This window comes from Herbidospora solisilvae (assembly GCF_009901565.1).
Taxonomy (GTDB): domain Bacteria; phylum Actinomycetota; class Actinomycetes; order Streptosporangiales; family Streptosporangiaceae; genus Herbidospora; species Herbidospora solisilvae.
Map to the genome: position 1 here is coordinate 124507 of NZ_WXEW01000009.1, position 12688 is coordinate 137194.

At 69.4% G+C, this 12688-nt stretch carries 10 protein-coding genes; 9 read left to right on the forward strand and 1 reads right to left on the reverse strand.

All coding sequences use genetic code 11. The features are described from left to right. The first annotated feature begins 1064 nt into the window (after positions 1 to 1064). Positions 1065 to 1367 (forward strand): hypothetical protein, encoded by a 303-nt coding sequence (locus tag GT755_RS29145; RefSeq protein ID WP_161482784.1) that lies wholly within the window; start codon positions 1065 to 1067, stop codon positions 1365 to 1367. 270 nt (positions 1368 to 1637) lie between these two features. Then, positions 1638 to 2108 carry an RICIN domain-containing protein gene (locus tag GT755_RS29150; protein WP_161482785.1) on the forward strand — a complete coding sequence of 157 codons (471 nt, stop codon included), beginning with the start codon at positions 1638 to 1640 and terminating at the stop codon, positions 2106 to 2108. A 337-nt stretch (positions 2109 to 2445) separates the two neighbouring features. Here GT755_RS29150 and GT755_RS29155 read toward each other — a convergent pair whose 3' ends face one another. Beyond that, entirely contained in the window at positions 2446 to 3096 is a 651-nt protein-coding gene (locus tag GT755_RS29155) for an HAD family hydrolase (RefSeq protein WP_161482786.1), read from the reverse strand. Between the two features lie 1073 nt (positions 3097 to 4169). On the opposite strand from GT755_RS29155, the gene GT755_RS29160 reads away from it, so the two are divergent. From GT755_RS29160 to GT755_RS29185, 7 genes are all read left to right on the forward strand, one after another. Further along, the gene (locus tag GT755_RS29160; protein WP_161482787.1) at positions 4170 to 4919 is read left to right on the forward strand and encodes an SDR family oxidoreductase; all 750 of its coding nucleotides are present in this window, start codon (positions 4170 to 4172) and stop codon (positions 4917 to 4919) included. Between the two features lie 33 nt (positions 4920 to 4952). Continuing rightward, entirely contained in the window at positions 4953 to 5984 is a 1032-nt protein-coding gene (locus GT755_RS29165; RefSeq protein WP_161482788.1) for an SGNH/GDSL hydrolase family protein, read from the forward strand. Between the two features lie 180 nt (positions 5985 to 6164). Beyond that, on the forward strand, positions 6165 to 8363 hold the full coding sequence (locus GT755_RS41360) for an iron-containing redox enzyme family protein (RefSeq protein ID WP_202610651.1): 2199 nt from the start codon (positions 6165 to 6167) through the stop codon (positions 8361 to 8363). A 44-nt stretch (positions 8364 to 8407) separates the two neighbouring features. Further along, the gene (locus GT755_RS29175) at positions 8408 to 10246 is read left to right on the forward strand and encodes a carbamoyltransferase family protein (RefSeq protein ID WP_161482789.1); all 1839 of its coding nucleotides are present in this window, start codon (positions 8408 to 8410) and stop codon (positions 10244 to 10246) included. Positions 10247 to 10256: 10 nt separating this feature from the next. Beyond that, positions 10257 to 10403 (forward strand): hypothetical protein, encoded by a 147-nt coding sequence (locus tag GT755_RS38765; protein ID WP_202610652.1) that lies wholly within the window; start codon positions 10257 to 10259, stop codon positions 10401 to 10403. After that, positions 10400 to 11356 carry a Fe(II)-2OG oxygenase family protein gene (locus tag GT755_RS29180; protein ID WP_161482790.1) on the forward strand — a complete coding sequence of 319 codons (957 nt, stop codon included), beginning with the start codon at positions 10400 to 10402 and terminating at the stop codon, positions 11354 to 11356. Before GT755_RS38765 ends, GT755_RS29180 begins: the two co-directional genes overlap by 4 nt. Before the next feature lie 33 nt (positions 11357 to 11389). Beyond that, entirely contained in the window at positions 11390 to 12646 is a 1257-nt protein-coding gene (locus GT755_RS29185; RefSeq protein WP_161482791.1) for an ATP-grasp domain-containing protein, read from the forward strand. Positions 12647 to 12688: the final 42 nt, after the last annotated feature.

Genomic DNA, 12688 nt, shown 5'->3' on the forward strand with positions numbered 1-12688 from the left:
TGAGCCGGGCCGCCATGCGCCCAGTGGACCGCTCGGGAAAGCCTGTCCAGGTACCGGCGGGGTGCGGTCACCGATGGAATCGGGACATCGGCTGTCTGAACCGGCGGAGGATGATGCCGGGATGGGGCGAGGAACGGCGGTGACCACGCGGCCGGTTCCAGCCGGTTGTCATGGGCCTTTGGAAAGACGCAGGCGATTCAGTGGCCGACGAGGCCGCAGTCATCAGGTCTTCGTGCCGCGCGACTCCGCTCGTCTCACGTGAGAGCGCCGCCGGTATGTGCCCACGCGCCGGAGTTCCACCGTTCGTCGTCGCGCTGGATGGACGTCTCGATCTTGCCCGACCAGCAGTAGGCCACGCACCAAGCCCGGGGACAGCGCCACGACGGCGATGCGCTCCCTGGTCCATCGCCCCGTTGCTGCCGATAGAAGGCATTCTTCCTCGCTCCCGCGCGGGACGCTCATATGGCGTCTCCTCTAATCGCGCATACAATCTCCACCAGAATGCGATTCGGTGTACGGCAGGTGAACGATTCACCGTGGCGAGATGACGAGAAAGGCGAATGGTGAAGGGTGGCCGCCGGAGCGAATTCGGTAATGAGACGAAGAGTGTCCGTTCAAGCGTGTGTCAACGTGAGATATATCTCGGCGGCGCCATGAGAACGCGCCCGTGCTACTCGACCGGTCTCCAGATGTCAACGCGGAAGGCCTTACCGCTTCTTTGCGCATTCCTCACCTGTGGGTTCTGCCCTCTGTTGGGCCGTCGCGGCACGACGGAACCGCACCGGTGAGGCCGCACATCGAAAACCTCCAATCGGTGGTCGCCCACCACCTTTGACGAGACGGCGCAGGTCGGCCGGAATTCCGCTCGCATATCCCGTTCGTCTTCACGAGAAATCCGCAGGGCGATGAACAATGTGGGTCCTGGCTATCGGGCCCCGTGAAGAGTCTGGTCGTGGAGGACGACTGACCGAGAATCCCTTCGTCGGCCCAAGCGCCGGCGGGCACACCGCAACCGATCCTGAGCGACGGCCAGGACGTAGCGGTGGTGGTGCGGATCTCCTCGGATGCTGACCGTCGCCGCCGGAACCGCTGTCCTCGTCTTCGGCCTCAACCGGCGGGGCCTCGGGAAGGCTCTGACTACCGAGTTCGGCCTCCTCCAGATCGGCGTCGTTGTCGGGTCCAGCCGCATTCATGAGAGTGACCGCTCAGCCAGGCCGATTGGTTCTGAATATGAATGGAACGGCTACGCGGTATGCCGGTCGGCCGGTGCATTGAAATTCCGCTTCATGGCCGGAGTTTTTATTAATTCCGTGCCGGCGGGGAATGGGGCATCGCTGCGGGCGGCCCCATCCGACAGGAAGCAATAAACTCCCACATATTGACAATGAGGAAGCCGCCGAGTATCGGTGGGCTAGGTCGACGCATTGCTGAAAGCGTCTCATGCTGCCACTCGGCTTCATCGTCATCTCGCGACAATGAATCGTTCATCCGCCGTACACCACATTGCACTCCGGCCCGGTTTGCATGCGCCTTCAGGAAAGCCGAGACGCCCGCAGAGGGCGTCCTTTCTGAACCGACAGCGAGGCATCAACCGTGTCCGAACTATCGCCGCGGCCGCGGCGGCGCTGACTGTAGGAATGGCGCTGCCCGCGCCCGCCCAGGCAGCCGACTACGTCGGCGAGAGCATCCTGAGAAGCAGGCTGACCAACGAATGCCTGGACGGCAATTTCGCCGGCGACGTGTACACCCTGCCCTGCAGCGCCCGTGAAACCAACGCCCACCAGATCTGGAGGCCGCTCCTCCAGTTGCGCAGCGGGCCCAACGGTCCCACCTACGACATCGTCGCCCTCCAGAACAAGGCGACGAAGAGGTGCCTCGAGTTCGTCTACTCCGGCAACAGGGTCAGGACGACCTCCGAGTGCGACAGCGCCACCACCGCGCTCGATCCCGAGTGGTACGCGCAGGGCACGGGTTGGAGCAACGTCGTCTTCTACCAGTGGCGCGGCAACCCCAGCAGAAAGTGGGCGCTGTTCACCGACGTGACCCGCGCCGTATACCCGGCGGTCTCCGGCGGCTACCAGAACGAGCACTGGAAATTCGGCTGGTAGACATCCGTCCTCATCGGTCCTCCTCGCCGGCGGCGCTCCACCGCGAGGCCGTGTCCGTTCGCCTTCTGCCCCGAGTGGGGGTGCCGGTAAAGCGCGTCATGACCCCGAACGCTGGTCAACGCTGGGCCGTCATTGCAGCACGGTCCCCCTGTAGGGGCGGGGAGGCCAGGACCTGGCCGGTGATCGTGCCGTCGGAGTCGAGGTGGACAGGCTGATGGGTCAGTTGATCGCTGCAGGCCGATGTCCGCGACGGGCTCGACGCGACCGCCCCTGATGATGGAGTGGACGATGGCTGAGCCCTGTCCTCTCCCGGCGTCGGGCCGAGTGCGTTCATGGGTCAGGGTTGTGCGAGGAGCGCCGGGAGCTCGCGCATGTCGTGGAAGACCGTGGTGTTCGGCCCTTGGAGCCACTGGGCGGGCGTGAGTCCGCCTGCGTAGCCAAGAGCGCGCATGCCGGCCGCGCGGGCTGCCTGGATTCCGTATTTGCTGTCTTCGACGACCATGCAGGCGGAGGGGTCGACGCCCATCCGCTTGGCGGCGTGCAGGAACAGGTCGGGCGCCGGTTTGCCGTGGGTGACTTCGCTCGCGCTGAAAATCCGGCCTTCGAAGTAGGGGTGGATTCCGGTGCGCCCCAGGGTGCGGCGCATCGTGTCGTGGCTGCCGCCAGAGGCGACGCAGCTGGGAATCGTGAGGGTGTCGAGGACTTCGAGGATGCCGTCGACCGGGGTGAGTTCGGCATCGACGGCCGTGCGATGCAGTCGCTCGAATCTCTCCTGCCAGAGCGCGGCAGCGGCTCGGCCTACTCGCGCGGCGATCTGTTCTCCGTTGGAGAGGGGAGACCGGCCGATGAACTTGTCGATCACCTCGGCTTCGGTCAGCGGCCAGCCGAGATCGGCGCCCACGGCGACGTGGAGGCGCACGGCCAAGCGTTCGCTGTCGACGAGCACGCCGTCGCAGTCGAAGATGACCAGTTCGATCGGAGTGATCACCCGGAAACCCTAATACGATCACGGCGGTTCGCGGCGACTCCGAAGCCGACCAGCCCATCAGAATGTGATCACGCCTCGTGGCGAGGCATGCCACGTTTGATCACCCAAGCGGGCTGCCGAACGGCTCAGGCCGGTGGTGGCGCTCTGGTTGCCGGAGCGAGGGCAAGGAGTGGCTCCTGGGAGAGGGCTCGCGTGCCCGGCCGGCTCCCCCCGATGGGTTGGCGGCGGTGATCTCAAGGGTGACACGCGGATGGAGTGCCGCAGGGTGAGAAGTTGCGCTCGCCGTGCACGGCATCGAGTGCCGTAACCCGACCGACCGCAGCGTCACGGTCCCAGAATAACCCACTATCCATACAGGGAATATGGGTTGCCTGAAATCGCCTCTCTTCCGGCAGTCCGATCGAGAAGAATGCGTCGGACCGTAATATCGGCGTCACCGACGCGCGCCCGCTCTCGCGCGCGGATTCCGCCGAACCTCAGGCGCATTTCACCGGCCGATTCGGCCGCCCGGCCAATCCGGTCGCCAGGGCGGACCGGCCGCCAGGCCGGCCTGTCGTTCTCCGGTCACGAAAATCCTCCAAGCCGTCTCGCGGACGACATTTGTGACACCCGCCCTCATAGCGCGAGAAGACCGAAACAACTACGTCTATTGACAGCGCCAAACTCGGTCAGTCTAATACGAAAGCGGGCAATTGAGCTCCAGCTACGCCTTGCCCGCAGCAGGTAGATCAACCCCAGTGACGTGGCCTCTACCAGCCTGAACGTTGAAATTTAATCTTCGGTACGGCATGGAAAGCAATCAGTCGACTTCGGGGGAAGACCTTGCTCAAGAGACCTGTCGCGGCCTGCCGGTCCGCTGTCACGGGCCTCCCAGACCCCCAGGGGCAGACCTTTCCGACGAAGATTGAATGCACCGAAGAACCTCAGTGCATTCCACCCCGCTTCATATCCTTCATTGCGCGAACATGAGCATGATCGGGCCTTGAAGAGCAACGTATGCGGTATTCCACAAATTGTCGGCGGGTTCATGCACGCCGTATTGACTGCGACATTTACTAAGAGTGGTGATTCATGTGTCGAGCGTGGCCGTGGTAACCGGCGCGAGCAGTGGCATCGGCGCGGCGACCGTCCGCCGCCTGGTGAAAGACGGGTTCGACGTCGTCGGAGTCGCCAGGCGGGCCGACCGGCTGGCGGCCCTTGAGGCGGAGACCGGAGCGCGGGTTCGCCCGCTGGACGTCACCGACGAGAACGACGTCCTCCGCTTCGCGGCCGAACTGGAGACCTGCGACGTGCTGGTCAACGTCGCCGGCGGCGCCCTCGGCGCGGAGCCGGTGGCCCTCGCCCGTGCGGACGACTGGCGGCACATGTACGAGGTCAACGTGCTGGGCACCCTGCACGTCACCCAGGCGCTGCTGCCGCTGCTGCGCGCCGGGGCGGGCGGCACGGTCGTCACCGTCACCTCCACCGCCGCGTTCGTCAACTACGAGGGCGGCGGCGGGTACAGCGCGGCCAAGCACGCCGAGCACGCGCTCGTCGAGACGCTGCGCCTCGAACTGGGCGGCGAGCCGGTGCGCGTCGTCGAGGTGGCGCCGGGGATGGTGCGGACCGACGAGTTCGCGCTCAACCGGCTCCGGGGTGACGCGGCGAGGGCCGCGGCCGTGTACGAGGGCGTCGACCGGCCGCTGAGCGCCGACGACGTGGCCGAGTGCGTGTCCCTGGTCGTCGGGCTCCCGCTCCACGTCAACGTCGACCGGCTCGTCGTGCGACCCCTGGCCCAGGCCGCCCAGCACAAGGTCCATCGCGGCCCTCTGTTCCCGTCCTGACCGGCACCCGAGAAACCGAGGAGTGTGCATCCAGTGAAGCTCCACCGCGAGGCCCTGACCCCGCAGATGCGGGAGTACGACAGGTTCTTCGACCCCGCGGACCTCAACTACCAGCCGTACCTGATGTACTTCCACCACCCGCACTTCACCTCGCCGATCATCAACACCGACCGTTGCGGATTCCGCGTATCGGTCGGCCCGGACGGCGAGCAGGCCTCGGCCGGCGGGCCCGTGGGGCCCGGCCCGGTCCGGGTGATCACGGGCGGCTCCACCGCGCTCGGCATCGGCGCGACCGGCGACCAGAACACGCTGGCGTCCCTGTTGTGGAGCCGGTACGCGCCGTCCCGCCCCTGGCTCAACTTCAGCGGCCGCTGCTACAACTCGACCCAGGAAGTGCTGCTCTTCACGCTCTACCGCCACCTGCTGCCGGAGATCGACGAGGTCGTCCTGTTCAGCGGGCTCAACGACCTGACCGTCGGCCGGCTGCCCGAGTGGCAGCAGGGCGACCACGGCGCCTTCTTCTTCTGCGGCGAGTACTTCGAGGCCATGGACGACCTCAAGGAACGCAACCGCAAGCACTCCAAGGTCTTCGGCAGGCGGGCCGAGCGGAAGTCGCGCGTCGCCACCTTCGACGACGTCCGCCATGACATCGGCCAGGTCATCGACTCGGCGGCCGAGCTCACGCTGCGCCATCTCGACACGTGGCGCCGGGTGGCCGGGCCCGGCACCCGGATCTCCTACGTCCTGCAGCCGATGTTCCTCTGGATGGGCAAGACCTGGTCGCCGGAGGAGAAGCTGCTGTTCGAGGAGATCGACCGCATCTCCAGGCTCGGCACCTGGGAGGAGCTCTACGGCGACATCTCCACGCCGCAGGTCGCCCGGGACTTCGCCGAGGCGATCCGCGTCGGCTGCGAGAAGCGCGACGTGCGGTTCTACGACCTCAACCCCGTCGTCGCGGGCGCCGTGGGCGCCGACGACTGGATGTTCGTCGACCGGGCGCACTACACCGACAAGGGCCACGACGTGGTCGCCGGCCTGCTCGCCAAGACGCTCGGGCTCTCCTGAACCATCCCGACCCCCGCAGTTCCCCCATTCGAGGAGTCATTCGGCATGTCCTTCCTGCGCAAGATCGTCGACAGGGTGTTCCGCCGCAAGAAGCGCGCGAAGAAGAAGAACGACGCGTCCATCTACCCCATGTTCTGAGACCGGAGGAGAGCTTCATGCGATCCAGATCCGGTCCGGGAGGTGAGGGAGACGATGGAGATCAACACGACGACCACGGCGACCGCCGACGTGGCCACCCGCTGGCTGTACGCCTGCGCCGCCGACCCTGAGGCATCCGTCCCCGCCGGCGAGCTCCTCGAAGAGGTCCGCGCCGAACTGCGCGGGAACGTTCCCGGCGACCAGGCGCCGCTCGACGACCTGCTGCGGCGGGCGGCCGACTGGGCCTCCGCCCAGCGGGTGAGGTTCCGGGAGCTGGGCGACCGGACGCCGGACGACGAGAGCCGCCGCGTGCTGGTCCGCCGGGCCGCGCTCGGGTGCGCGCCGCTGGCCCTCGCCTCGGGCGCGTGGTTGCAGTGGCTGAGCGCCCCGGGCAACGCCGAGGACGACCTGGTGCTGCGTGTCCTCGCGCTGTACGCGTCGGACGTGGGCGTCGGGCACCCCGGCGCCTCGCGGGGCGACGCCTATCTCGACCTGCTCCGGCGCTTACGCCTGTCCGAGAACGCCGTGCCGCTCGCGCGGCTGGCGGGTGACCCGCGCATCGCCGACGGCGCGTTCACCCTCCCGTCCCTGCTGCTGGTGATGAGCAGACGGCCCGACGACTTCCGGGGCGAGCTGCTCGGCGCCGACCTGTGCCTGCGCACGGTCGGGCTGCCGCCGCCGCTCGCCCTGGTCGAGCGGGCGCTGCCGGTGGGGGCGGACTGGCCGGTCCTCGACCCGTCGGCGGCCCGGCGGCCGGAGGACCCCCCGCCCGCCGAGGCGTGCCGCGCGGTGGTGGCGGACCTGGTCGCGCGGGAGGGCCGCGCCGCGGAGGCGGCCGTGCTGCTCGGCCTCTCCTGGACGCTGGCCGCGTTGCGGGAACACACCGACGCGCTCCACGCGGAGCTGACGGCGGCGGCCGACCCCGCGTACGACATGGCCGAGCTGATGAGGCTGCGCGCGAGAGAAGGCGCGGTCTACCACCACGAGTTCGAGCTGGAGGGCCGGTCGCTGGCGGCCTGGCTGACCGACGCCCGGACCGATCCGTCGGGCCTGCTGGCGGCCCTGGCCCGCAGCAGACTGGTCAAGCCCGGCCGCTCGGCGGCGAGTGCGCTGGTCAGAGGGCTGGTCGGCGAGCGCGGGCCGATGTTCCGGGTCTTCTCGCCGGACGACCTCACGGTCATCCGCCGCTGGATCGACTCCCTCCCGGCCGTCTCTCCCGAGGCGGGCCCGCCGAAGGCCGCCGACGGGGGCGCCCCCGCCCGGGCCCCGGGGGCGGCGGTCGCAAGGGCGCTCAGGGCCGGGCCGTGGTCCGAGGGCAGGGCGCCGGCCGACCTGCGGGAGGCGTACCACCTGCTGATGGTCCGCACCGACACCCCGGCGCTGCGCTCCTGGTGCCTGGAGTACGTGCACGGCTGGCTGGCGCGCTCCCGCTACGGCATGGACGGCGGCGCGATGCCGCTGCCCGCGAGCTGGGGAAGCGCGGGACTGCGTCCGTGGCTCCAGACCCAGCACGACCGCCACGGCGCGGAGTTCGAGCGGAACGCCGAGGTCCCGCTGCCCTCGCGCGAGGACGTCATCGACGACACCGTGCAGACCGCGCCGCTGACCCTGATCGACGGCAGCTGGCTGCAGGGTTTCACCGACCACGAGTTGGCGTCGTCGGACATCGGCCACGCGCTCTTCCAGACCTACTGGGACGAGCTCGGCAACGGCCTGGCCAAGCTGAACCACCCGCTCATCTACCGCGCGGTGCTCAAGGAGATGGAGATCGACCTGCCGCCCACCGCGTCGCCCGAGTTCGCGCGCTGGCCGGGCTTCCGGGACGAGTCGTTCGAACTGCCGGTCTACTGGCTCTGCGTCGGGCGCTTCCCCCGCACGTTCCTGCCCGAGGTGCTCGGCCTCAACCTGGCCATGGAGCTGTCGGGGGTGGGCGGCACCTACCGCAGGGCCCGGCTGGCCCTGAAGCGGTACGGCTTCAACACGCGGTTCGTGGACATCCACAACACCATCGACAACGTCGCCACCGGCCACTCCGCGTGGGCGGCCGACGCCGTCGACATCCTCCTCGCCGGCCTGCCCGAGGCCCCCGGGCCGGGATCCCGGGCCGAGACCTGGGAGCGCGTCCGCACGGGCTACCGGTCGCTCAATCCGCCCAGCGGCCTCGGCGCGCGCAGGGCCGCGCGCCGCGCCACCCGCCGCGGCAGGATCGCGCCGCTCTTCCCGTTCGCCGGCCGTCGGTGACGCGCGTCCCGCCCTCGAACCCACGTACGGAGAGGAGCAGCACCATGTCCGATCTCGTCCTCGGCATCTCGGCCTTCTACCACGACAGCGCCGCCGCCCTGGTGGCCGACGGCGTGCCCGTCGCGGCGGCGCAGGAGGAGCGTTTCACCAGGCGGCGGCACGACGCCGCGTTCCCGTCCCGGGCAGTGGAGTACTGCCTGGAGGAGGCGGGCGTGAGCTTCGACGACGTCTCCGCGGTCGCCTACTACGAGGACCCGCGGCTGAAGTTCCGGCGGGTGATGGCCACCTTCGCGGGCGCGGCTCCCACGGCGTTCCCGTTCTTCCGCGACGCCTTCCCCTCCTGGTTGTCGCGGCACGGGAAGCGGCACACCGACCGGACCGTCCGCCGGGAGCTCCAGAGGCTCGGACGGGGGCGGGTCCCCGAGGTCTCGGTCCGCCGCCACCACGAATCCCACGCCGCCTCGGCGTTCTTCCCCAGCCCGTACGCGTCGGCCGCCGTGTTGTGCGTCGACGGGGTGGGGGAGTGGGCGACCACCACCCTGTGGCACGGCCGCGGCACCGAACTGACGGCCCTGGCGGAGCTCCGCTTCCCCCACTCGCTGGGCATGCTCTACTCCGCGTTCACCTACTTCTGCGGGTTCAAGGTCGACTCGGGCGAGTACAAGCTGATGGGCCTGGCCCCGTACGGCAGACCGCGCTACGCCGACCTGATCCGCGACACCCTCATCGACATCAAGCCCGACGGCACCTTCCGCCTGGACGTGCGCCGGTTCGAGTACCTGCGCGGCCAGACGATGACCGGGAGCGCCTTCGAGAAGCTCTTCGGAGGGCCCCGACGCCACCCCGAGGGCGAGCTGACCGAGCGCGAGTTCGACCTCGCGGCCTCCGTGCAACAGGTCACCGAGGAGGTGATGCTCCGGCTGGCCCGCACGGCGCGCGACCGGACCGGGGAGTCCACGCTCTGCCTGGCCGGCGGGGTGGCGCTCAACTGCGTCGCCAACGGCAAGATCATCGACGCGGGGATCTTCGACGAGGTCTGGGTCCAGCCGGCCGCGGGCGACGCGGGCGGCGCGCTGGGCGCGGCGCAGGCGGTCGCCATGGAACGCGGGGCCGCACGCGGCCACGTCGGCACCGGCCACGACGCGATGTCCGGCTCCCTGCTGGGCCCGGCCTACGACGACGACACGATCGGCGCCTACCTCACGGCCAACGGCATCCCGCACCGGCGGTTGTCCGACGACGAACTCGTCGCGCAGGTGGCGGAGGGGCTGGCCGAGGGCAAGATCGTCGGCTGGTTCCAGGGGCGCATGGAGTTCGGTCCGCGTGCGCTCGGGGCCCGCTCGATCCTGGGCGATCCGCGTGACCCCCGGATGCAGTCGGCGATGAACCTGAAGATCAAGTTCCGGGAGTCGTTCCGTCCCTTCGCCCCGGCCGTGCTGGCCGAGGACGCCAAGGACTACTTCGACCTCCGCCAGGAGAGCCCGTACATGCTGGTGGTGGCTCGGGTGGCGGCGGCGCAGCAGCTGGAGACCCCCGAGTCGGGCGTCACCGGCCTGGACCTGCTCCGGGTGCGGCGTTCGACCATCCCGGCGGTGACCCACGTCGACCAGTCGGCGCGGGTGCAGACCGTCGACGGGCGCAGCAACCCCCCGTACCACCGCCTGCTCACCGCGTTCAAGGCGCGGACCGGCTGCCCGGTCCTGGTCAACACCTCGTTCAACGTCCGCGGCGAACCGATCGTGCGGACCCCCGAGGAGGCCTACGTCTGCTTCATGCGGACCGACATCGACATGCTCGCGATCGGCCGGTTCCTGCTGGAGAAGAGCGAGCAACCGGCCTGGTCGGAGCAGTCCGACTGGCGTACGGAAATCCCCCTGGACTGATCGGAACGCCATGCGAACCTTCCTGCTCTTCCTGCTCTACCACCTGGTGGTCACGCCGGCCGGGCTGATCGCCCGGGTGGTGCGCGACCCCCTGTCCCGCCGCGCGGACGCGGACACGACGACCTACTGGGTCCCTTCTGACGGGAGGCACCGATGACCAACTTCCGGCGGATACTCCGCTACCAGATCGAGGACGGGACGCGGGACATCCTCGGCAAGGAGATCGCCGAGCGGGTCTCCAAGAGCTCCCTCGACTCCGACATCGACGACACCATCCTGGCGGGCATCGGCGCCCACGCTCTGCGCCGCTACCTGCCCGGCGAGGTCCTGCACGGGATCGACCTGTTCACCGACTCGGGCAGCCACGCCCTGGTGGTCGCCAACCTGCCCCGGCAGGAGAACCTGCCCGCGACCCCGGTGAACGGGTTCGGCGACGAACGCGAACTCGCGGTGACCAACGCCCTGCACCTGGGGCTGATCAGATTGATGCGCACCACGCCGTTCGCGGTCGACTTCGAGAACGACGGGCGTCTCATCCGCAACGTGGTGCCCAACCCGGCCGCGGCGGGGCTGACCAGTTCCTGGGGCGCCGACTCGGAGTTCTTCTGGCACTCCGACAACCCGCACCAGCCCTTCGGCATCCCCGGCTCCGACCCGCGCCCCTTCATCCCGCAGTACCTGACCTTCATGGCGATGCGCAACGAGGAACGGGTGCCGACGGAGCTCACGGCGGTCGAGGACGTGGTCATCCGGCTCGACCAGGAGACCGTCGACCGGCTGACCGCGCCGGAGTTCGAGGTCAGGGCGCCCGCCTCCAACGACGGGGAGCGCACGCAGCCGCTGCGCAACACCTCCGTGCTGAGCTTCGACGCCGGTGGCGGCTACCGGGTGCGCTACGACCGCGGCTCGACCACCGGCCTCACCGCGAACGCGGTCGAGGCGCTCGACCGCTGGTGCGAGGTGCTCCAGACCATTCCGGCCGAGGAACTGGTGCTGGAGTCGGGGGTCTTCATGGCGTTCGACAACTACCGGGTGCTGCACCGCAGGCGCAAGTTCGTGCCGGGGCCCGCTTCGGCGGCCCGCTGGCTGCGCCGCTGCTACGTCGCCTGACAACCCATCGACCACGAACCTGAGGAGACAGAGATGCCGGGAACGTACCGGGTGGCCGTCATCGGCGGAAGGCCGGCCCCCGTGGCGGGCGCCAAGGAGCTGGGCATCGACGTGGTGCTCTTCCACGAGAAAGGCGCGTACGAGGAATCGGTCCTGCGGCACTGCGAGCAGGTGGTGCACGTGCCCATCACCGACGGGCAGGCCATCCTCGACGTGCTGAAGCCGCTGCACGAGGAGCGCCCCTTCGACCGGGTGCTCACCACCACCGAACCCGCGGGCGAGTCGACCGGATTCGTCGTGGACGCACTGGGCTTGCCCGGAGTGAGCGAGGCGACGGCCCGCGCCCTGAAGAACAAGGTGCTCACCCGGGAGCTGCTCGACCGCCATGGCCTGAGCCCGGTCCGCTACCGGCACGTCACCGGCGTCGAGGACGTCGTGCGGTTCCAGGCCGAGATCGGCGACCGTGTCATCGTCAAGCCGGCCGACGGGGTGGCCAGCCTGCACATCCACCCGGTGGCCGGCCGGGAGGACGCCGAACGGGCGTGGCGGGCGCTCCAAGAGGCCGGGGTCACCCTGGTGATCGCCGAAGAGTACCTGGAGGGCCCCGTCGTCAGCGTGGACTCCTTCTCCTACGGCGGGCGGCACCTGCCGATCGGCTACTCCGAGTACCGGATGAACGACCGGTACGTCGAATGGGAGGTGAGCACCCCCAGCAGGGTCGCCGCCCCCCACCGGGAGGAGCTGTTCGAGCTGACCCGCAGGCTGCTGGACGCGGTCGGGCTGACCGAGGGGCCCTCGCACAGCGAGTTCGTGCTGACCCCGAAGGGCCCGCGGGTGCTGGAGTCGCACGCCCGGCTGGCCGGGAGCGGCGCTCCCGAGCTGGTCCGCCGCGCCTTCGGGCTCGACCTGAACCGCATGTTCCTCACCGTCCCGCTCGGCATCGACCCGCTGCCCGAGACCTCGCCGGAACCGCTCGGCGGCGCTGCCGTCCGGTTCTTCACCCCGGAGCCCGGCACGATCACGGCCGTCGAGGCGGACCAGGACGCGGCCGACGTGATCAAGACGGTGCCCCCCGGCGAGGTCCCGCTGGTCTTCCTGCCGTACCTGGACGAGTTCACCGACGTCGAGGTGGCCGCGGTGATCGGCAAGAACCCCGGCGACTCCGTGCCGCCGCTGCTGACCGTCGCCGACTGCGTCTCCGGCTACGTGATCGCGTCGGGCGCCGACGCCGCGGACGCCGTGGCCCGGTGCGACCGGGCCAACGACAAGATCCGGTTCAGGACGAGCTGATCCGGCTCCCCGGGCCGGACCGCCCGGCCCGGGGGGCAGCCC

Bases quoted from the DNA above. Each gene is read 5' to 3' on its own strand.
- GT755_RS29145 (WP_161482784.1), top strand. From the start codon at position 1,065: ATGCTGACCGTCGCCGCCGGAACCGCTGTCCTCGTCTTCGGCCTCAAC.
- GT755_RS29150 (WP_161482785.1), top strand. From the start codon at position 1,638: ATGGCGCTGCCCGCGCCCGCCCAGGCAGCCGACTACGTCGGCGAGAGC.
- GT755_RS29175 (WP_161482789.1), top strand. From the start codon at position 8,408: ATGTCCGATCTCGTCCTCGGCATCTCGGCCTTCTACCACGACAGCGCC.
- GT755_RS38765 (WP_202610652.1), top strand. From the start codon at position 10,257: ATGCGAACCTTCCTGCTCTTCCTGCTCTACCACCTGGTGGTCACGCCG.
- GT755_RS29180 (WP_161482790.1), top strand. From the start codon at position 10,400: ATGACCAACTTCCGGCGGATACTCCGCTACCAGATCGAGGACGGGACG.
- GT755_RS29185 (WP_161482791.1), top strand. From the start codon at position 11,390: ATGCCGGGAACGTACCGGGTGGCCGTCATCGGCGGAAGGCCGGCCCCC.